Origin of the sequence: Azoarcus sp. DN11 (assembly GCF_003628555.1) — a bacterium.
GTDB lineage: Bacteria > Pseudomonadota > Gammaproteobacteria > Burkholderiales > Rhodocyclaceae > Aromatoleum.
Genome location: NZ_CP021731.1, coordinates 1,285,305 through 1,305,152, shown reverse-complemented (window position 1 = coordinate 1,305,152; position 19,848 = coordinate 1,285,305). Strand labels below are relative to the sequence as shown.

At 68.5% G+C, this 19,848-nt stretch carries 16 protein-coding genes; all 16 read left to right on the top strand.

All coding sequences use genetic code 11. The features are described from left to right. The first annotated feature begins 78 nt into the window (after positions 1–78). The 16 genes from CDA09_RS05885 to CDA09_RS05810 all read left to right on the top strand — a co-directional run bounded on the left by CDA09_RS05885 (position 79) and on the right by CDA09_RS05810 (position 19,805). Positions 79–351 carry a hypothetical protein gene (locus tag CDA09_RS05885; protein ID WP_121427765.1) on the top strand — a complete coding sequence of 91 codons (273 nt, stop codon included), beginning with the start codon at positions 79–81 and terminating at the stop codon, positions 349–351. A 43-nt stretch (positions 352–394) separates the two neighbouring features. Continuing rightward, on the top strand, positions 395–2,704 hold the full coding sequence (locus CDA09_RS05880; RefSeq protein ID WP_121427764.1) for an arylsulfatase: 2,310 nt from the start codon (positions 395–397) through the stop codon (positions 2,702–2,704). A gap of 242 nt (positions 2,705–2,946) precedes the next feature. Beyond that, on the top strand, positions 2,947–4,452 hold the full coding sequence (locus CDA09_RS05875) for a porin family protein (protein WP_121427763.1): 1,506 nt from the start codon (positions 2,947–2,949) through the stop codon (positions 4,450–4,452). A 24-nt stretch (positions 4,453–4,476) separates the two neighbouring features. Then, on the top strand, positions 4,477–5,562 hold the full coding sequence (locus tag CDA09_RS05870) for an ABC transporter substrate-binding protein (RefSeq protein ID WP_121427762.1): 1,086 nt from the start codon (positions 4,477–4,479) through the stop codon (positions 5,560–5,562). 70 nt (positions 5,563–5,632) lie between these two features. Further along, a complete protein-coding gene (locus tag CDA09_RS05865) occupies positions 5,633–6,496 on the top strand; it encodes an ABC transporter permease (RefSeq protein ID WP_121427761.1) in 864 nt (287 codons plus the stop codon). A gap of 10 nt (positions 6,497–6,506) precedes the next feature. Next, positions 6,507–7,289, top strand: a complete 783-nt coding sequence (locus tag CDA09_RS05860; RefSeq protein WP_121427760.1) for an ABC transporter permease — start codon at positions 6,507–6,509, stop codon at positions 7,287–7,289. A gap of 12 nt (positions 7,290–7,301) precedes the next feature. Continuing rightward, positions 7,302–8,120 (top strand): ABC transporter ATP-binding protein, encoded by an 819-nt coding sequence (locus CDA09_RS05855; protein ID WP_121427759.1) that lies wholly within the window; start codon positions 7,302–7,304, stop codon positions 8,118–8,120. A 37-nt stretch (positions 8,121–8,157) separates the two neighbouring features. Then, a complete protein-coding gene (locus CDA09_RS05850; protein ID WP_121427758.1) occupies positions 8,158–9,531 on the top strand; it encodes a DUF1214 domain-containing protein in 1,374 nt (457 codons plus the stop codon). A gap of 44 nt (positions 9,532–9,575) precedes the next feature. Further along, positions 9,576–9,791, top strand: a complete 216-nt coding sequence (locus tag CDA09_RS05845) for a TOBE domain-containing protein (RefSeq protein WP_121427757.1) — start codon at positions 9,576–9,578, stop codon at positions 9,789–9,791. 172 nt (positions 9,792–9,963) lie between these two features. Beyond that, positions 9,964–11,061, top strand: a complete 1,098-nt coding sequence (locus tag CDA09_RS05840) for a sigma-54 interaction domain-containing protein (protein ID WP_121427756.1) — start codon at positions 9,964–9,966, stop codon at positions 11,059–11,061. Further along, positions 11,042–13,333 carry a tetratricopeptide repeat protein gene (locus CDA09_RS05835; protein WP_164844371.1) on the top strand — a complete coding sequence of 764 codons (2,292 nt, stop codon included), beginning with the start codon at positions 11,042–11,044 and terminating at the stop codon, positions 13,331–13,333. Before CDA09_RS05840 ends, CDA09_RS05835 begins: the two co-directional genes overlap by 20 nt. Positions 13,334–13,597: 264 nt before the next feature. Then, positions 13,598–14,488, top strand: a complete 891-nt coding sequence (locus CDA09_RS05830) for a peptidylprolyl isomerase (protein WP_121427754.1) — start codon at positions 13,598–13,600, stop codon at positions 14,486–14,488. Then, the gene (locus CDA09_RS05825; RefSeq protein WP_121427753.1) at positions 14,485–15,576 is read left to right on the top strand and encodes a HupE/UreJ family protein; all 1,092 of its coding nucleotides are present in this window, start codon (positions 14,485–14,487) and stop codon (positions 15,574–15,576) included. The genes CDA09_RS05830 and CDA09_RS05825 overlap by 4 nt, the downstream gene beginning before the upstream one ends. Positions 15,577–15,591: 15 nt before the next feature. Beyond that, complete coding sequence (locus CDA09_RS05820; RefSeq protein WP_121427752.1) at positions 15,592–17,292, top strand: arylsulfatase; 1,701 nt, start codon at positions 15,592–15,594, stop codon at positions 17,290–17,292. A 45-nt stretch (positions 17,293–17,337) separates the two neighbouring features. After that, the gene (locus CDA09_RS05815; protein WP_121427751.1) at positions 17,338–19,134 is read left to right on the top strand and encodes a DUF3604 domain-containing protein; all 1,797 of its coding nucleotides are present in this window, start codon (positions 17,338–17,340) and stop codon (positions 19,132–19,134) included. 164 nt (positions 19,135–19,298) lie between these two features. Continuing rightward, a complete protein-coding gene (locus tag CDA09_RS05810) occupies positions 19,299–19,805 on the top strand; it encodes a DUF1993 domain-containing protein (protein WP_121427750.1) in 507 nt (168 codons plus the stop codon). The last annotated feature ends 43 nt before the right edge of the window (positions 19,806–19,848 follow it).

Sequence of the window (19,848 nt, the reverse complement as noted above, 5' to 3'; positions counted from 1 at the left end):
CCACTGTTTATACGTCACAAGTTAATGTGGCACGCATTGTGCGACGCAGCACGCATCATCCCGTGCGGAGGTCTCTCGATGCACTTCCAGACTGCCAACCACGGCGGCAACAGCCCCGCCGCCATCCGGGCGCGACGGCCGCGCACAACCGCCGACCTTCCGGCGCTGCGGGCGTGCCTGCACCGCCTGCGCGCCGTCGTGCTCGCGCTCGGCCTCGCCGGACTGATCGGGGCGCTCACGGCCGCGCTGCTCGAAGCGGCGCGTGCCGCCAACGCCCCTGCCGTGCAGCAAGAGCCGCTGCCGGTCATGCCGCCCGGGATGGCGCCATTCGATTTCCAGCAGTGGCGCTGAGCCGTCTGCTCGTCCAACACCACAACGACAAGGGAGTAACGACATGCAAATCAGGAAAACCACGCTGCTGATCGGCGGCGCGCTTGCAGTCCTCGCGGCGCAGGTCGCGTACGCGAAGGAGGCGCAAGGCCCCGCCACCGCACCGGCGACACAGCCGGCCCCGGCGGCCGGGTGGCCGAAAGCGGTCAAGGCGCAGCCGGACGCACCGAACATCGTGCTGGTGCTGCTCGACGACGTCGGCTTCGGCGCCACCTCGACCTTCGGCGGCGCCGCGGCAACCCCGAACCTCGACCAGCTCGCCGCGAGCGGCCTGTCGTTCAACCAGTTCCACACCACCGCCCTGTGCTCGCCGACCCGCGCCGCGCTGCTCACCGGCCGCAACGCCCACCAGGTCGGTTTCGGCACGGTGGTCGAGGGCGCTTCGCCGAATCCCGGCTACCACGCCACGTGGGGACGCGAGTTCGTCTCGGTGGCCGAGGTGCTACGCAAGGGCGGCTACAGCACGGCGGCCTTCGGCAAATGGCACAACACGCCGGACTGGGAGATCAATGCGGTCGGACCCTTCGACCGCTGGCCCACCGGCCTCGGCTTCGAATACTTCTACGGCTTCCAGCTCGGCGAAACGAGCCAGTGGGAACCGCAGCTCTACCGCAACACGGTCGCCGTCGAACCGAACCGCAAGCCCGACCAGGGCTACCACCTGACCACCGACCTCGTCGACGACGCCGTGCACTGGGTGCGCCAGCATGAAGCGGTCGCGGCCGAGAAACCCTGGTTCCTGTACTTCGCCCCGGGCGCGACGCACGCCCCGCACCACGTGCCGCCCGAATGGATCGCGAAGTACCGCGGCAAGTTCGACCAGGGCTGGGACAAGCTGCGCGAGGAAACCTTCGCCCGGCAGAAGCGCCTCGGCGTGATCCCGCAGAACGCCGAACTGACGCCGCGCCCCGCCGAACTGCCCGCCTGGGACAGCCTCTCCACGGAGCAGAAGAAGGTCTATGCACGCCAGATGGAAGTGTATGCGGCCTTCCTCGAACAAACCGACCACGAGGTCGGGCGCCTGCTCGACGAGGTGCGCAAGGGCCCGAAGAGCGACAACACGCTCGTGCTCTACGTCGTCGGCGACAACGGCGGCAGCGCGGAAGGCTCGCTCGACGGCTCGATCGCCAACTTCGCCGGCTTCTTCGCGCAGGTGAAGGACACGCTCGACGAACAACTGCGCACGCTCGACGAGATCGGCGGACCGCGGCACGACAACCACTACGCCTCGGCGTGGGCATGGGCGACCACGACACCTTTCCAGTGGACCAAGCAGGTCGCCTCGCACTTCGGCGGCACGCGCAACCCGCTGATCGTCTCGTGGCCGGCGAAGATCAAGGCGCGGGGCGAGATCCGCAGCCAGTTCAGCCACGTCAATGACATCGCGCCGACGATCTACGAGCTGGCGGGCGTGAAGTTTCCCGAGGTCGTCGATGGCGTGAAACAGAAGCCGCTCGAAGGCAGGAGCCTCGCCTACACCTTCGAGCACGCCGACGCCCCGACGCGCCACACGCGTCAGTACTTCGAGCTCGGCGGCAACCGCGCGATCTACCAGGACGGCTGGGTCGCCGGGGCACGCTACGGCGTGCCGTGGGAGCTGTTCAACAAGCCCGGCCGTCCCGAGGATGCGCGCTGGGAGCTGTACCACGTGGCCGAGGACTTCAGCGAGGCGCACGACCTGGCGGCGAAGTACCCGGACAGGCTCAAGGCCTTGCAGCGCGAGTTCGACCGCGAGGCGACGCGCAACCAGGTCTATCCCTTGTCGCCGATCGTCTCGCTCGACGACACATCGCGGCCCTATGCATCGCTCGGCAAGACCTCCTTCACTTATCGCGCCGGCGTCACGCGCGTTCCCCAAGGATCTGCGCCGGATCTCGGAAACCGCTCGCACCGCATCACCGCCACGGTTGACATCCCGGAATCGGGTGCCGAAGGCGTGCTGATCGCCCAGGGCGGGCGGCATGGCGGCTTCTCGCTGTACGTGAAGGACGGCCGGCTCGTCTACGAGAACAACTTCGTCAGCAAGCGCACCGACCGGCTGGTCTCGTCGATCGCCCTGCCGCACGGCAAGGTCGAGCTCGGCTTCGAGTTCCTCGCCGACGGCCGCAAGCCTCTCGGCGGCGGCACCGGCCGGCTCACGATCAACGGACAACCCGCCGGCGAGACGCACTTCGCGAGCTTCGGCGGCTTCCGCGGCTCGGACACCGAGACGCTCGACATCGGCGAAGAGACCGGCTCGCCGGTGAGCCAGGCCTACGCCACGCCGTACCGCTTCAGCGGCACGCTCGACACCGTGCGGGTGGACCTGCTGTAAGCGCTCCACCCGCGACACCCCGCGCACGGGCCGGCAAGGCCGCCCTGCGCGGGCGCGGCCCCGGTGTTGCGACAGGAACAGTTCCACCAGCGATTTTGCTGCACCGCAAACAAACCGATTCCTTTAGACCCAGATTTTCTAACAGAACCGTTGACACAAGCCTTGCTGTTATATGAACCAGGGCGCCGACACACGTCATGCCAACGGGATTCCACCTGAACGCGTCATAAGGGAGCATCGAATTGAAAACAAGACTGACACCCATCGCCGCGCTGGTCGCGCTGGTTCTGGGCGGCGGCGGCAGCATCGCCTTCGCCGCCGGCAATCCGGAACTGGAGGCGACGCAACAGCAACTGCGGCAGCTGCAGGAGGCCGTGCGCGCGCTGCAGGGCAAGCTCGACAAGCTCGAATCCGAGGGCGCCGCCAAACCGGCTACGGCTGCGGCGACACCCGCCGCAGCGCCTGAGCCGGAAGTCACGAAGGACGACCTCAACGGCCTGCGCTCCGACCTCGAGAACTTCAAGTACCTGTACAACCGCAACCGCGAATACAACACGGCATTGACCAACCGACCGGTCAACCTGTCGGGCATCGCGCAGGCGCGCTTCGGCTCCAATTCGGTCGCCAACGGCAACAATCTCGCGCCCAACACCGTCAATAGCAACAAACGCCACAGTTCGTTCAACAACGGCGCGGCGGCGATCCAGCTGTCGGGCCTGCTGTACCGCGACTACGAGGACGGCCGCAACCTCGCCTACACGCTGCGCCTCGCGGCCAACCCATCGCAGGCGACCGGGGCGAACGCGAATGCGAACGTCTATGTGCAGTTCGCCAACCTCACGTACAACTTCCTGCCCACGCTGAGCCCGGAGAATCCGCGCCTCACCGCGACGCTGGGCCAGCAGCTGCTGCCCTTCGGCCTCGACGCCGCGGCGCCGGACGAATTGAAGCCCACCATCAACAGCGCGCAGTTCGTCAATGCGCTGGGGCTCGGGCTGGACATCGGCCTGATCGCGCGCGGCGAGGCCGGAGTCGAATACGACTACGGCTACAGCTACCGCAGCCCGACGCTGACCTGGTACGCCGGCCTGGTCAACGGCACCGGCGCCAATACCACCGACAACAACAACAACAAGGACTGGTTCGGCCGCGCGGTGTTCACGGTGCCGGCGGAATACAACTCGTGGCTGCGCCAGCTCGCGCTCGGGGTGAGCGCCTACAAGGGCACCCAGAACGTCACGGTCACGGGCGGCAGCGCGGCGGGCGCCCTTGCCGGCACCGGACGCAAGGACCGCTACGGCTTCGACCTGTACTACAACCACGATCCCTTCGGCTTCACCTACGAATACGTGAAGGGCAAGGACGACCGGACTTTCGGCGGCGCCAACGGCGTGCGCAGCGACGAGGAGGTCGAGAGCCGCGGACAGGTCTACACCGCCTACTACAACATCGGCCAGCAGTTCCTCTACGCCAACAGCGCGCTCGGCACGGTGCCGGTGTCCACCGGGCGTTTCGACGACTGGTGGCCGAAGAGCTACCAGTTCTTCCTGCGCTACGACAAGTTCGACCCGGCCGTGGGCAGGAACGACGCCCGCCACGGTTTCCGTCAGGACATCAAGACGCTCGGCTTCAACGTCTTCTTCGCCCAGACCACCAAGTTCCAGCTCAACTACAACGTTGTCGACAGCAAACAGCCGGACCGCGACACCGACCGGCAGCTGATCGGCCAGTTCCAGTTCGGCTTCTGACCCCCTACGCGAGAGACCTCCATCATGAAACGCATCGCATCCCTGTTCGCGGCGGTCGTGACCGCCGCCTCCTTCGTCCTGCCGCTGTCGGCGGCGGCCGACGAGGGCAAGCCGCAGGTCATCCGCCTCGGCTTTCCCGGCACCGGCACCGGCAACCGCCCGGTGCTGGGCGGCAACCCGCTCGCCACGGCCCACCTGCAAGGCCTGCTCGAGGAGGAATTCAAACAGGACAACATCAAGATCGAGTGGAACCACTTCAAGTTCGCGGGGCCGGCGATCAACGAGGCCTTCGCCAACGACCTGCTCGACTTCTCGTACGAGGGCGACCTCGCGATGATCATCGGCAAGGCCGCCGGCCTGAAGGTGAAGGTGCTGGCCGGCGGCGGCATGCGTCTGCCGGTGGCGGTCGCGGTACCGTCGGAGTCGCAGATCCGCACGCTCGCCGACCTGAAGGGCAAGCGGCTGGCAATCGCCAAGGGCACGGCGATCCAGCTCGCGAGCTCGCGCATCCTCGCCACGGTCGGCCTCGAAGAGAAGGACGTGCGCGCGGTGAACGTCCTCGGCGCCAACGCGACGGACGCGCTGGCCACCAAGGACATCGACGCGGTGGTGTCGACGCCGAGTTCCTTCTACCCGCTGCGCGACCGCGGCGTGGCCCGCATCATCTACGAATCAAACACGCCCGAGCTGCTGATCTCGGGCGGTTTCGTGGCCACCGAGCACTTCATCAACAAATACCCGGAGATCACCAAGCGCGTCGTCAAGGTGCTCGTGAAGGCCGCGCAGCACAGCTCGGACGAGGCCAACCGCACGGCGCTGTTCAAGCTGTGGGGGCAGGACGGTACCGGCTTCGGCTACTACAAGGAGCAATACGGCAAGGACACGCTCGCCGAGCACCAGACACCCCTGCTCGACGACTACTGGACCGGCCGCTTCAAGGACGGCATCGCCGACGCGCTGCGGTTCAGGCTCATCCGCAAGGACATCGACATCGCCGCGTGGCTCGAACCGTCCTTTCTGAATGCCGCGCTGAAGGAGCTGCAGCTCGAGAAGCACTGGGTCCGCTATGCCTATGACGGCAAGCCGGTGAAGGGCCTCGCCAGCAACTGAGCGCCGCGCGTGCGCCGACGGGCAGCCCCCGCCAGGCGCTCGCGTCCGCCCCCACCGAGACATTCACGCCATGACCGAACTGATCCAGACCGCCCTGCCCCGGCCGGCGGGCACCGCCATGCGGCAGCATCCGCCCCTGTCGCCGCACCTCCTGAAACCTCTGCGTGCGCTGCTGCCCGCACTGTGGGGCGCTACCCTCCCGCTGCTGCTGCCCGCGGCCCTGCTCCTGCTGTGGCATGTCGCCGCACGCGAAGCGTGGATTGCCGAACAGATCCTGCCGGCGCCTGGCGTCGTCTTCGATGCCTTCCGCGATCTCGCCGCGAGCGGGGAACTTGTGGCGCACCTCGCTGCGAGCCTCGCGCGCGTCGGGCAGGCCTACGCGATCGCCGCCGTCGCCGGGATCGCGCTCGGCGCCCTGCTCGGCGTGTCGCGGCGCGCCGAGGCCTTCATCGCGCCGCTCTTCGAGGCCTACGCGCAGACGCCCGTAATCGCCTGGGTGCCGGTCGGGCTGATGCTGTTCGGCATCAGCGACCGCCTTGCGGTCGCGCTGATCGCCATCGCCGCCGTGGTGCCGGTGACGCTCAACACCTTCAAGGGCGTGCGCTACATCCCGCCGCCATTCTTCGAGCTGGCGCGCGTGTACCGCTTCACGCCGCTGCAGACCGCACGCCGCGTGATCGCGCCGGCCGCGCTGCCGCAGATCTTCGTCGGCCTGCGCTACGGCCTCACGCAGGCCTGGCTGACGCTCGTGATCGCCGAACTGATCGGTGCCGAGGAAGGCCTCGGCGGGCTGATCGTGCAGGCGCGCAACCTGATGCAGATCGACGTGGTGCTGGTCGCGATCCTGGTCCTCGGGATCGGCGGACTCGCGCTCGACAAGCTGTTCTCCCTGATCGAAGCCCGCCTGCTGCGCTGGCGCCGGCAGGGGCTCTAGGAGGTTTCCGATGTCCGCTCAAGCCGAACGTGTCTCCGCCATCCTGCCCTGGCGCGGACTGGCGCTGCCGCTGTTGCTCGTCGCCGTGTGGGAGCTGGCCGTCCGCGCCGGCCTCGCGAATCCGCAGTTCCTGCCGCCGGTGCAGGCGGTCGTCGATGCGGGCGCGCAGCTCGTGAGCAACGGCGAGCTGTGGGTCGGCCTGGCCGCCAGCCTCGGCCGCAATCTCGCCGGGCTCGCGGTCGGCAGCCTGCTCGGCGTCGCGCTGGGCATCGTGCTCGGCGTCTCCCGCATCGCCGACCGCGCCGTGCTGCCGACCCTGTCCGCGCTCAAGCAGATCTCGCCCTTCGCGCTGATCCCGCTGCTGTCGTTCTGGTTCGGCCTGCGAGAGCCGGCCAAGGTCGCCTTCATCGTCATCACCTGCGTGTTCCCGATCCTCGTGAACACCTACGAGGGGGTGCGCAGCGTGCCGGCCGAATACCTCGAGGTCGGCCGCGCCTGCCGCTTCGGACCGCTGCGCCTGCTGTGGCGCGTGATCCTGCCCGCCGCGGCGCCGTCGATCTTCACCGGCCTGCACATGGGCGTGTTCTTCGCGTGGCTCGGCACGGTCGGCGCGGAATATTTCTTCGCCGCCGGTGCCGGCGTCGGCAACACGATCATCGACGGGCGCAATGCCTCGCGCATGGATCTGGTGCTGTTCGGCGTGTTCGTGATCGGCCTCACCGGCTACCTGCTCAACCGCATCGTCGCGCTCGCCGAACGCCGCCTGCTGCGCTGGCGCCCGCTCACCGCCTAAGGAGGCTCGCCCATGTCCCAGTCCGGAACGCTCAACTTTCACCATGTCGGCAAACGCTACCACTCGCACGGCGCGACGCTCGACGTGCTCGAGGACATCAGCCTCGACGTGCGCCCCGGCGAGTTCGTCAGCATCGTCGGCGCCAGCGGTTGCGGCAAATCGACGCTGCTGCGGCTCGTCCTCGGCCTCGACGACGACTACCGCGGAGACATCCTGCACGACGGCGAGCGCGTGCGCGGCACGAGCCTCGCGCGCGGCATCGTCTTCCAGGAGCATCGCCTCTTCCCGTGGCTGACGGTCGAACAGAACGTCGCCCTCGGCCTCGAGAACAACCGCAGCCTGTCTGCGCGCGAAAAGCGCCGCCTCGTCGCCGAGCACATCGAGCTCGTCGGCCTCACGCCCTTCGCCGCGGCCTGGCCGTCGCAGCTCTCGGGCGGCATGTCGCAGCGCGTCGCGATCGCGCGCGGCCTCGTGAACCGGCCCAGGGTGCTGCTGCTCGACGAACCCTTCGGCGCGCTCGACGCCCTCACGCGCACGAACCTGCAGCACGAGCTGCAGCGCATCTGGGAGCAGGAAGGCATCACGATGATCCTCGTCACGCACGACGTCGAGGAAGCCGTCTTCCTCGGCGACCGCGTCGTCGTCATGCAGCCGCGCCCCGGCCGCATCAAGCGCGTGATCGACGTGCCCCTGCCCCGCCCGCGCGAGCGCAACAGCTTCGCCTTCACCAAGATCCGCGAGGACGTGCTGCGCGACTTCGAGGTGCTGCGCGACGACGAGCTCGTCACCGCGCCGCCCCCGCTGCCGGCCTCGTACAACTTCGCCTGGTAAGCCCCTCCGCAACCGCCCATCCCCAAGGAGCCACTCCATGAAAGTCGTTCGCCTGCGCCCTACCCACCTCGCAGTAGCCGTCGCCCTGCTGGCCCCCTTGGGCAGCCCCGCGGTCGCGGCCAGCAACCCGGCACCTGCAGCGCGATCCCCGACCGCCGGCCATCCGCTCGCCACCGCACAGCAGCGGGAGTTGGAGGAGCGGGCGCTGCGCGTTCTGGCAAGCCCAGAAGTCGCCGCGCAGAAGGCGCTCGCGAGAAAACTCTTCGCTGCCGAGGCGACCGCCGCCACACCCGACGGCCGGGTCACGCTTGACCCTGCACTCGACGAACTGGTGCTGGCGACGATCTACGAGGTCGTCAATGACGACGCCGCAAATCCCAAGGTACTGTGGATCGAGACGCCGCAACACAACTGGTTCGGCAAGACTGTTCCCGGCGCCCGCTACGGTATCGACAATCCCGACAACGCCTACCGCTCGATCCCGATCGACGCCACCGGGCGTTACGAAATCAAGGGACGGCGCAGCAAGGACGGCCCTGTGCAGGTCTCCTTCCAGCTCTATACCGACGCCACGGAGGAAAACCGCAGCAAGCTCGACGCGCCACTCGGCGGCCTCATCGACCGCCAAATCGAAGTGCAGCCCGACGGCAGCTATACGATCACGATCGACAGCGAACCGGCAAACGGCCGGCCGAACCACATCCGCAGCACTCCGGACACAAAGTCGCTGCTCGTGCGCAACACCTTCTCCGACTGGACCGTGCAGACCCCCGACGCGGTGGAAGTCAAGCGCGTGAGCGGTCCGGCGGCCTCACCCGCCGACGACAGGCTGCTCGCGCAGCGCGCTGCCGAGCGGCTCAAGACGGCGGTGCCGTTCTGGCTCAAATTCAACCGCGAATGGGGCACCTCGGCGGCCGGCATCAACCAGGTGCCGCAGCCCTTCGCACGCGGCGGTGGATGGGGCTTCGCGACGGGCGGCAAGTTCCGCCTCGCCGCGGACGAAGCGCTCGTCATCACCGTCCATCCGCAGAGTGCCCGCTACGTCGGCTTCCAGCTCACCGACCCGTGGGCACGCTCGCGCAACTACATCACCCGCAGCGGCAGCCTCAACAACACCCAGGCGAAACCCAACGCCGACGGCAGCTACACCTATGTCATCGCGGCAAGGGACCCGGGCGTGCACAACTGGCTCGACACCGACGGACTGCACAGCGGCAGCTTCCTGATCCGCTGGCAGGCTTTCCCCGAGGGTGTCGCATCGACAGACGGTGCTGTGCGCGATGCCCGCGTCGTCAAGCTCGCCGAGTTGGGCTCCGCACTGCCCCCCGACACCGCGAAGGTCGGCAGCGCCGAGCGTCGCAGCCTCCTGAGCGCCCGCGCCGCCGGCTTCGCGCGCCGCCTGCCGAACTGAGCACACACCCGAAACCGCATCCCGACACACAAGGAGAACCCGTCATGCCAATTCAATCTATCAACGTACGCAACCAGTTCAAGGGCAAAGTGAAGGAGATCATCCTCGGCGACGTCGTTTCCGAAATCGACGTCGTAACGCCGTTCGGCATCGTCACCTCGGTCATCACGACGCGCTCGGTGCGCGACCTGGGCCTGGAGATCGGCTCCGAGGTGCTCGCGCTGGTGAAATCGACGGAGGTGTCGATCGCGAAACTCTGACGCCCCCGCCGGCCGGGCCCTTTCCAGGTCCGGCCGGAATTTCCCCCTTTGCATTGATCGTCATAAGCAATGCGGGATTTCTTGGTGGTCCAAACAGGTTGCGCCCCGCACAATCGGCTCTACAAACTACAACGAAGCCGCCCGCACGGGCGGCCCGCCAGGACGTAGAGCAATGAGCCACAATCCAGGCAGACTGCTGGCATTTCCCGATCCGGATCACCTGACGCTGTCGATCCGGGCCAAGGCGCTGGTGTTCAGCGATCCGCGCTCGCAGCACCTGCTCGAACGCATCGAGCGGGTCGCCGCCACCGAGGCCACCGTGCTGATCATCGGCGAGACGGGCACCGGCAAGGAACTCGTCGCGCGCCACATCCACGAACACAGCGGCCGCAAGGGGCCCTTCGTCGCCGTGAATTGTGGCGCCTTCAACGAAACCCTGGTCGAAGCGGAACTGTTCGGCCACGAGAGCGGCGCCTTCACCGGCGCGCAGCAGGCGCGCGCGGGCTGGTTCGAGGCGGCCAACGGCGGCACGCTGTTCCTCGACGAGATCGGCGACCTGCCGCTGTCCCTGCAGGTCCGCCTGCTGCGCGTGCTGCAGGAACGGCAGGTCGTGCGCATCGGCTCGCGCAAGCCTGTCCCGCTCGACGTGCGCCTCGTCGCGGCGACCAACATCGAACTCGAAAAGGCCGTCAATGCCGGCCACTTCCGGCTCGACCTCTACTACCGGCTGAACGTCGCGCAGTTGCGCCTGCCGCCGCTGCGCGAGCGGCGCGGCGACATCCTGCCGCTGGCGCATCACTTCATCGAGCGCTACCGCGCCAAGCTTCACCTCGACGATGCGCGCGTCACGCCCGCGGCGGCGCAGGCGCTGACCGCCTACGACTGGCCGGGCAACATCCGCGAACTCGAGAACGTCGTCCATTTCGGCCTGATCATGTGCCACGACGGCGTGCTCGACGTCGGCGACCTGCGCCTGCCGGGATTTGCGCGCAAGGCCGCCGGGCGTGACGCCGGCGTCGCCGACGATCCCCTGCAGGGGCTGCAGGAGGCCCTCGGACGCCTGCTCGCGAGCGAGCACGAGCCGGTCTATGAAACCGTCGAGCGCCTGCTGGTGACGAGCGCCTTCCACCATTGCGACGACAACCAGGTGCGCAGCGCGAAGCGGCTCGGCATCTCGCGCAACATCCTGCGTGCGCAGCTCAAGCGCTTCGGCCTGCTCGATGGCGGCGTGGCCGAATTCGCCGATGCGCATGATGCGGCCTACCCGTAGCGCATACGCCCGTCTGCTGTGCCGTGGCCTGGCGTGGATAGCCGCTCTCGTTGCGGCCGGCGCGGGTGCGGCCGGTGCCGGGCCCGCCGCCGATCCGGTCGCGGCGCAGTCCGCCGGCTACGTCGGCGCCGCCGCCTGCCTCGGCTGCCACCGCGAACAGGCGGGCCGCTGGCAGGGCTCGGACCATGCGAAATCCATGCTGCCTGCGGACGCGACGAGCGTCCTCGGCGACTTCGGCAACGCGACGCTGACGCTGCCGGGCAGCACGACGCGTTTCCTGCGCCGCGGCGAACGCTTCGTCGTGAACACCGAAGGGCCGGACGGCACGCGGGCGGACTTCGACGTGCGCTACACCTTCGGCCATTACCCGCTGCAGCAATACCTCGTCGCCCTGCCCGGCGGCCGGCTGCAGGCGCTGCCCGTCGCGTGGGACAGCCGTCCGCGCGACGCCGGCGGGCAACGCTGGTTCCACCTCTACGCCGACGCGCCGCCGAAAGCGGGCGAACCGCTGCACTGGAGCGGCCGCGAACAGAACTGGAACTTCATGTGCGCGAGCTGCCATTCGACACGCCTGCGCAAGAACCACGACGTCGCGACCGACAGTTTCCGCAGCACCTGGTCCGACATCGACGTCGCCTGCGAAGCCTGCCACGGCCCCGGCGCGGACCATGTCGCGTGGACGCAGCGCGACGACAGTGGCCGGGCCGCCGATCCGGGCCACGGCTTCGCGCTGCAGCTCGCGAACGGCCGCGAATTCAGCTGGACCACGGCCGGGCAACGCATCGCGACGCCGCGCGGCGATGCGGCCGGAGCGCGCCGCCAGAACGACGTGTGCTTCGCGTGTCACGCGCGGCGGCAGGAACTCGTGCGCGATCCGGCGCCCGGCCGCCCTTTCCTCGACGACTACCTCCCGACGCTGATCGAGCCCGGCAGCTACCTCGCGGACGGGCACATCGACGGCGAGGTGTTCGAGTACGGCTCCTTCATGCAGAGCCGCATGCAGCAGGCCGGCGTGGCGTGCACGAACTGCCACGATCCGCACACGCTCAAGTTGAAGCTGCCCGGCAATGCGCTGTGCGCACAATGCCACCGGCCCGAAGCCTTCGATACACCGGCCCACCATCACCATGCCGAAGCGAGCGAAGCCGCGCAATGCGTGAGCTGCCACATGCCGGCCAAGACCTACATGGGCGTCGACCGCCGCCGCGACCACGCCTTCCGCGTGCCGCGCAGCGCTGCCGGTACGTCGGCCGACGCTACCCCCGTCGCGTGCAGCCAGTGCCACGCGGACCTCCCCGCCGGCCGGCTCGCGCAGGCGCTCGCCGACTGGGCCGGAAACACTGGCGCTGCGACCACCACGACACCTGCCGCCCCCGCCCTGCTCGCCGCGTGGCGCAATGCACCGGGTGCGGCGCCCGCCCTCGCCGCCGTCACCGCCGACACCCGGCAGGCGGGCTTCGTGCGCGCCTCGGCGCTGGCCGTGCTGCCGCCCGGTGCGAACACGCCTGCCACCGTGGCAAACGCCGCCCGCGACGCCGATCCGCTGGTGCGCGCCGGCGCCGCCCGCGCGCTCGCCGCCCTGCCGCCCGCCACGCAGATCGACATCGGCGCCCCGCTGCTGGCCGATCCGCTGCGCGCCGTGCGCATCGAGGCCGCGCGCGTGCTGGCCGCAGTCCCGCCGCAGCAATTCCCCGCGGCCCACGCACCGGCGTTCGCGTCAGCCCTCGCGGAACTCGTCGACGCCGAACTCGCCGCCAGCGACCGGCCCGAATCCCACGTCAATCTCGCCCGGCTGCACGCCGTGCAGGGCCGGCCGGATGCGGCCATCGCCGCGCTGCGGACGGCACTGCGCCTCGGCCCGGCTTTCGCGCCGGGGTGGATCAATCTCGCCGACCTGTACCACGAACTCGGCCGTGACGCGGACAGCGAAGCCGCATTGCGCGACGGCCGCAAGGCAGCCCCCGACTCCGGCGCGCTCGCCCACGCCCTCGGCCTGCTTTACGTCCGCCAGGGCCGCCGCGCGCAAGCGCTACCGCTGCTGCGCGAAGCCGCCGAACGCGACCCCGCCAACCCGCGCCACGCAGGCGTCTACGCACTCGCGCTCGAAGCGACGGGCGACGTGCCGCGTGCCCTCTCCGAACTGGCCGCCGCGCGCGAACGTGCCCCCGACGACGTCTTCCTGCGCCAGACGCAGATCGCCATCGAGCGCCGCGCGGGCCGCCTTGCCGACGCCGCCCGCCACACCGCGGAACTCACCGGCGCGCCCCGCTGACGTTCGACGCGCGCGCCTCCGAGCGCCGCACGCCGGCCAACGCCTCCACACTCCGACACAACGTGCTGCACCGCAAACACGCACTGCTGCCCCCGCAGCAACGAGCCGTTCTTCCCGCCCTGAAAACCTCCCACTTATCGCGATTTTATTATTCATCTTCAATGATTTAAGAATAACAACCGTAGCAGGCACGCCCGTTGCAACAGTGCAGCACATGCTCGCCCCACAGCGACGCACCGCACAAACCAACGGAGCCGGAACACCATGCCTGCCTCGACTCGAACCCGAGATTCATCGACCTCCCCGATCCGCCGCATCCTGCGCGAACCGCTGTTGCAATTCCTCGCCCTCGGCGGGCTGCTCTTCGTCACCGCCCACGGCTTCGCCGAGCATCGCGACAACGTCGCGCGCCAGATCGTCGTCGACCCGGCGCTGACGCAGCGCCTCGCCAACCAGTACGAATCGCAGACCGGCACGCTGCCCTCGACCGAGCGGCTCAACGCCCTCGTCGACGAGCACGTGCGCGAGGAAGTGCTGTATCGCGAAGCCCTCAAGCTCGGGCTCGACCAGAACGACGAGATCGTCCGCCGCCGCCTGACGCAGAAACTCGACTTCCTGCAACGCGACCTCTCCGTCGTCGCCGAACCCGACGATACGCAACTGCAGGCCTACTACCGGGACCACATCGCCGATTTCACCGAGCCGGCGACGGTCAGCTTCACGCATGTCTATTTCAGCCCTGATCAGGGCGGCAGCGACGCGGCGCACAAACGCGCCCAAGCCGCGCTCGTCCGGGTCGCGGGCAAGGACGGCGACCACGCCCGCAAGCTCGGCGACGCCTTCCCGCTGCAAGACGACTATGTGGCGCTCAACCACGAGGACGCGGTGCAGCTCTTCGGCCAGACGCCCATCGTCGACGGCGTCTTCGCGGCCGCGCAGCAGGAATGGAGCGGCCCCTTCCAGTCCGGTTACGGCTGGCATCTGGTGCGCGTGAGCCGCAGAACGGAGGCGACGCCGCTCGCCTTCGACCGGGTGCGCGACCGCGCGCGGACGGCGTGGCTGCAGCAGACGCGCAACGAGGCGAATGCCCGCAACTTCGACACGCTGAAAGCGAACTACCAGGTCGTGCGCACGAGCACGGAGCCGAAGTCATGAGCGCCGCCGCCCGGCCGCCCGCAGGCGGCGCTTCCTCCCGCAGGAAGGTGCTCGCGCAGCGACCGGAGGGCAGTCCGGTGGGCACGGCCATCCTCGCCCGCCTGCTGCGCTTCGCGCTGCTCTTCGCCGCCTTGCTGTCCGCGCCGACCGCCTCCGCCCACGAAGTGCGCCCGGCCTACCTCGAGATCCGCGAAGACGCCGCGCACAACATCGACGCGCTGTGGAAGCAGCCCGCCGCCGGACGGATGTCGCTGCCGCTCGCGCCGAAACTGTCGGCGGGCTGGCTCGCTGCGGACACGGCGCGGCAGACCGTCACCGACAGCTTCGTCATCCAGCAGTGGCACCTCGACACCCCGGCCGAACCGCTGCACGGACAGCACCTCGCAATCGAAGGGCTCGACCGGTCGATCACCGACGTCCTCGTGCGCATCACCTTCGCCAACGGCGAAACCGTCAGCCGGGTACTCAAGCCCGACAACGCCGGCATGGAAGTGCTGCAGCCCGGCCGCTCCACGCTCCCCGCCGCGGAGTACTTCCAGCTCGGCGTGACGCACATCTGGCAAGGCGTCGACCACCTGCTCTACGTCTTCGGCCTGCTGCTGCTCGTGCGCGGCGCGCGCCCGCTGGTGCGCACGATCACCGCCTTCACGCTCGCGCACAGCATCACGCTCGCCGCCACCGCGCTGAAGCTCGTCGAAGTGCGCCCGGCGGTCGTCGAGTTCGTGATCGCGCTCAGCATTGTCTACGTCGCCGTCGAGCTGCAGTACCTGCGCCAGGGCCGGCCCGGCCTCGCGAGCCGCGCGCCGTGGATCGTCGCCTTCAGCTTCGGCCTGCTGCACGGCTTCGGCTTCGCCGGCGCGCTCGCCGACGTGGGCCTGCCGCCCGACGCGATCCCCGCCGCGCTGCTGCTCTTCAACGTCGGCATCGAAGCCGGCCAGCTCGCCTTCGTGTTCGCCGTGCTCGGCGCCATCGCGGGCCTGCGGCGGATCGTGCCGTGGATCGAGCAGGCCGTCGCACGCCTCACCCCCTGGGTCATCGGCTCGCTCGCGTCCTTCTGGTGCATCGAGCGCGCCGTGCACATCTTCTGAGGAGACATCCGAATCATGCCCGACCACCGCCATCGTCATCACTTCCGCCGAACCCTGCTCGCGGCGGCCACCGCCGCGTCGCTCGCCGCCCTCGCGCCGGGCGCCCGGGCCGCGAGCGAACCCGCGACGCGCCCCAACATCCTGCTGATCCTCGCCTACGACCTCGGCTATTCCGACCTCGGAGCCTGGGGCGGCGAGATCGACACGCCGAACCTCGATCAGCTCGCCGGCGAAGGCCGTCGGCTGACGAATCTGCGGGTCAATCCCACCTGCTCGCCGACGCGTGCCTCGCTCTTCTCGGGCACGGACCACCACCTCGCCGGCCTCGGCACCATGGAGGGCATGCAGACACCGGGCCAGGTCGACAAGCCCGGCTACGAAGGTCAGCTCAACGACCGCGCGCTGTCGGTCGCACAGCTGCTGCGCGACGGCGGCTATCACACCTACATCGCCGGCAAGTGGCACCTCGGCCTCGACGCGGCGCACCGCCCGCAGGCGCGCGGCTTCGAGGAATCCTTCGTGCTGCTCGGCGGCGCGGGCTCGCACTTCAAGGACCCCAAGGTGATGAAGGCCGACTATCGCGAGAACGACGCGCAGGTCGAGGTGCCCGAGGACTTCTACTCGACCGACTATCACACCGACAAGCTGATCTCCTTCATCGACCGCCATCGCGACGACGGCAAACCCTTCTTCGCGTTCGCCGCCTACACCTCGCCGCACTGGCCGCTGCAAGCGCCCGCGGCCACGATCGACAAGTACCGCGGCAAATACGACGCCGGATACGAGGCCATCCGCACGCGGCGGATCGCCCGCCAGAAATCGCTCGGCCTGCTGACGGACGGGCAGCAGATCAGCCCCACACTGGCCCCGACCACCGACCTGCCCGCATGGAAGGGCCTCGACGACGAGGCGCGGCGCTACGAGACGCGCCGCATGGAAATCTACGCCGCGATGGTCGACAACCTCGACCGCAATGTCGGACGCCTGTTGCAGCACCTGAAGGACATCGGACAGTACGACAACACCATCGTCGTCTTCGCATCCGACAACGGCGCCGAGGGCCACACCGTTCCCGCCTTCGTGCCGCCAGGCAGCGACCAGAGCCACGCGAACCTCGGCAAACCGAACTCCTTCGTCGCCTACGGCCAGCGCTGGGCCGAAGTCGGCGCAACGCCTTTCCGCCTCGTGAAGGGCTACAGCACCGAAGGCGGCGTCCGCTCGCCCGGCATCATCCGCCACCCGACCCTGACGCGCGAGCGGCACGACAACGCCGATGCGATCGTGACCGTCTCCGATCTCGCACCGACCTTCCTCGACCTCGCCGGCATCGCCGATCCTGGCACGCGCTACAAGGGCCGCGACGTGCTGCCGATCACCGGCCGCTCGATCCTGCCCTACCTCAAGGGCACCGCCCCGACCGTGCATCCCGCCGGCACCGTATTCGCCGACGAGCTCTTCGGCCACCGCTACGTGCGCAAGGACAACTGGAAATCGGTATGGATCGCACCCCCGGTCGGCGAAGGCCGCTGGCAACTCTACGACGTCGGGCGCGATCCGGGCGAGACGCGCGATCTCGCCGCCGCGGAACCGGCACGCCTCGCCGAACTGGTCGCCGGATGGGACGCCTACGTCCGTGCCAACGGAGTGATCCTGCCCGACGGCCCCAACCGCTACGCCGAGGAGCATCCGCGCATCCAGCCCGCCGGCGCGTACTGAACGCCCCCTCGAACCATCTTTTCACCCGCAAGGAGTCCCGACGTCATGCCCCATCTTCGAGCCCATCCCCTCGCCTTCGCCGTCGCCCTCGCGCTGGCCGGCGGCGCCACGGCCGCCACGGCAGCAGCGCCCGACCGCAACGCCTATTTCGGCGACCTGCACCTGCACACCAGCCTGTCTTTCGACGCCTTCACGATGAAGACGCGCACGCTCCCCGACGACTCCTACCGCTACGCGAAGGGCGAGGAAATCGAATATTTCGGCCAGAAGTTCAAGCGCAAGGCGCCTCTCGACTTCCTCGCCGTCACCGACCACTCCGAATTCCTCGGCGTGTTCCGCAAGCTCGCCGACCCGAAGGGCACGCATGTCGGCAGCGACGCCTTCAAGGCCCTCAACGACCCGAGCCTCGAACCGGGATGGAAGCTGCTGCACGAATTCTTCATCGAAGGAAAGGGCAAGAAGAAGGACTCCGAGCACCTCTCCGACAGCACGATCCGGAGCAACTGGCAGGTCGTCGTCGACGCGGCCGAGAAGCACAACCAGCCGGGCAAGTTCACGACCTTCGTCGCCTACGAATGGACTTCGATGCCCGACAGCCAGAACCTCCACCGCAACATCATCTTCCGCGGCAAGCCGCCGCAGCGGCCGTTCTCGTCCGTCGATTCCGAACGCCCGGAAGACCTGTGGGCCTACCTCGACAAGAACCGCAAGGAAGGCATCGACGCGCTGGCGATCAACCACAACGCCAACGTCAGCAACGGCCTGATGTTCGACTACAAGGATTCGGACGGCAAGCCGATCAGCCGCGAATACGCCGAATCGCGCGTGCGCAACGAGCCGCTCACCGAGGTCACGCAGCACAAGGGCACCAGCGAGACGCACCCCAGCCTGTCGCCGAACGACGAGTTCGCCGGCTACGAAAACTACGAGAAGCTGCTCGCCACCACCCGCCAGGGCAAGATCGACGGCAGCTACGCCCGCCAGGCCTATGCGCGCGGCCTCGAGATCGCGGCGAAAACCGGCGCCAACCCCTACAAATTCGGCCTCGTCGGCGCGACCGACTTCCACTCCGGTATCAGCTCCACCGAGGAAGACCGCTTCGCCGGCGCCTTCGGCGGCGCCGACAACAACCCGAAGCAGGTGCTAGGCGGCACCGAATCCTTCGTCGGCGACTCGCCGGTGGTGTTCAGCGCGGCCGGCCTCACCGGCGTCTGGGCCGAGAAGAACACCCGCGAGGCGATCTTCGACGCGCTCAAGCGCAAGGAAGTCTTCGCCACCTCCGGCAACCGCACGCGCGTGCGCCTGTTCGCCGGCTGGGATCTGCCGAAGGACCTGACGAAGCAGAAGGACTGGGCGCGCGTCGCCTACGACAAGGGCGTGCCGATGGGAGCCGACCTGCCCGAATCGACCGCCGGCAAGACGCCGCGCTTCGCCGTCCAGGCGATCAAGGACCCGAACGCCGCGAACCTCGACCGCATCCAGATCGTCAAGGTCTGGCACAAGGACGGCAAGTCCGGCGAGAAGGTCTTCGACGTCGCATGGAGCGGCAAGCGTTCGATCGACGCAGGAACCGGCAAGCTCAAGGAAGTCGGCAACACCGTCGACGTGAAGACCGCAACCTACCGGAACAGCATCGGCGCCACCGAGCTCGCGACCGTGTGGGAAGACCCGGAATTCGACGCGAAAGCCTCCGCCACCTACTACGCGCGCGTCCTCGAAATCCCGACGCCGCGCTGGAGCACCTACTGGGCGGTGAAGAACAAGCTGCCGCTGTCCACCAAGGTGCCGGCCACGATCCAGGAACGGGCGTGGACCTCGCCGGTGTTCTACAAGGCGGGTTGATCGGCGGAAGTCCGGACCGGCAATCGCGGCGGGTCGGTCCGGACGCGCGGACGACGTCGCCCGGCGGCATATCCACTGCGCACCTGCGGAAACTTTGGCGACGCGCGACGATCGACAGTCGAGCAGTTCCCGAACAACGCACAAGAGTCCGAAGGAGAACAGCCATGACGATTTCGATGTACCAGGCCAGCGCACCCCGCTTCGTCCACATGCTCGGCAGTCTCGCGACGATCCTGCGCAAGGCGGAGGAGCAGGCGGCCGCGCGCAAGTTCGACCCCGCGGTCCTGCTGGCGGTACGGCTCTATCCGGACATGTTCCCGCTGGTGCGCCAGGTCCAGATCGCCTGCGACAACGCCAAGGGCCCGGTGGCACGGCTGGCGGGGCTGGAGCCGCCGAAGCACGAAGACACCGAGCAGAGCTTCGCCGACCTGCAGGCGCGGATCACCAGGACGATCGACTTCATCGCGTCGGTCGCAGCGAACCAGATCGACGGTTCCGAGGACAGGGACATCCTGCTCAAGGCCGGCCCGCAAGAACTGCACTTCAAGGGCTTGCAATACCTGCTCAGCTTCGCCCTGCCGAACTTCTACTTCCATGTCGTGACGGCATACGACATCCTGCGCCACAACGGCATCGAGCTCGGCAAGCGCGATTATCTCGGGGAGATCTGACCGCCGGCGCGGCTCGTTCTCCCCGAGAGTCGGCATCACTCGG

What these genes read in the sequence shown, in the direction of transcription:
- CDA09_RS05885 (WP_121427765.1), top strand. Translation starts at nt 79, where the DNA reads ATGCACTTCCAGACTGCCAACCACGGCGGCAACAGCCCCGCCGCCATC.
- CDA09_RS05880 (WP_121427764.1), top strand. Translation starts at nt 395, where the DNA reads ATGCAAATCAGGAAAACCACGCTGCTGATCGGCGGCGCGCTTGCAGTC.
- CDA09_RS05870 (WP_121427762.1), top strand. Translation starts at nt 4,477, where the DNA reads ATGAAACGCATCGCATCCCTGTTCGCGGCGGTCGTGACCGCCGCCTCC.
- CDA09_RS05865 (WP_121427761.1), top strand. Translation starts at nt 5,633, where the DNA reads ATGACCGAACTGATCCAGACCGCCCTGCCCCGGCCGGCGGGCACCGCC.
- CDA09_RS05860 (WP_121427760.1), top strand. Translation starts at nt 6,507, where the DNA reads ATGTCCGCTCAAGCCGAACGTGTCTCCGCCATCCTGCCCTGGCGCGGA.
- CDA09_RS05855 (WP_121427759.1), top strand. Translation starts at nt 7,302, where the DNA reads ATGTCCCAGTCCGGAACGCTCAACTTTCACCATGTCGGCAAACGCTAC.
- CDA09_RS05850 (WP_121427758.1), top strand. Translation starts at nt 8,158, where the DNA reads ATGAAAGTCGTTCGCCTGCGCCCTACCCACCTCGCAGTAGCCGTCGCC.
- CDA09_RS05845 (WP_121427757.1), top strand. Translation starts at nt 9,576, where the DNA reads ATGCCAATTCAATCTATCAACGTACGCAACCAGTTCAAGGGCAAAGTG.
- CDA09_RS05840 (WP_121427756.1), top strand. Translation starts at nt 9,964, where the DNA reads ATGAGCCACAATCCAGGCAGACTGCTGGCATTTCCCGATCCGGATCAC.
- CDA09_RS05835 (WP_164844371.1), top strand. Translation starts at nt 11,042, where the DNA reads ATGATGCGGCCTACCCGTAGCGCATACGCCCGTCTGCTGTGCCGTGGC.
- CDA09_RS05830 (WP_121427754.1), top strand. Translation starts at nt 13,598, where the DNA reads ATGCCTGCCTCGACTCGAACCCGAGATTCATCGACCTCCCCGATCCGC.
- CDA09_RS05825 (WP_121427753.1), top strand. Translation starts at nt 14,485, where the DNA reads ATGAGCGCCGCCGCCCGGCCGCCCGCAGGCGGCGCTTCCTCCCGCAGG.
- CDA09_RS05820 (WP_121427752.1), top strand. Translation starts at nt 15,592, where the DNA reads ATGCCCGACCACCGCCATCGTCATCACTTCCGCCGAACCCTGCTCGCG.
- CDA09_RS05815 (WP_121427751.1), top strand. Translation starts at nt 17,338, where the DNA reads ATGCCCCATCTTCGAGCCCATCCCCTCGCCTTCGCCGTCGCCCTCGCG.
- CDA09_RS05810 (WP_121427750.1), top strand. Translation starts at nt 19,299, where the DNA reads ATGACGATTTCGATGTACCAGGCCAGCGCACCCCGCTTCGTCCACATG.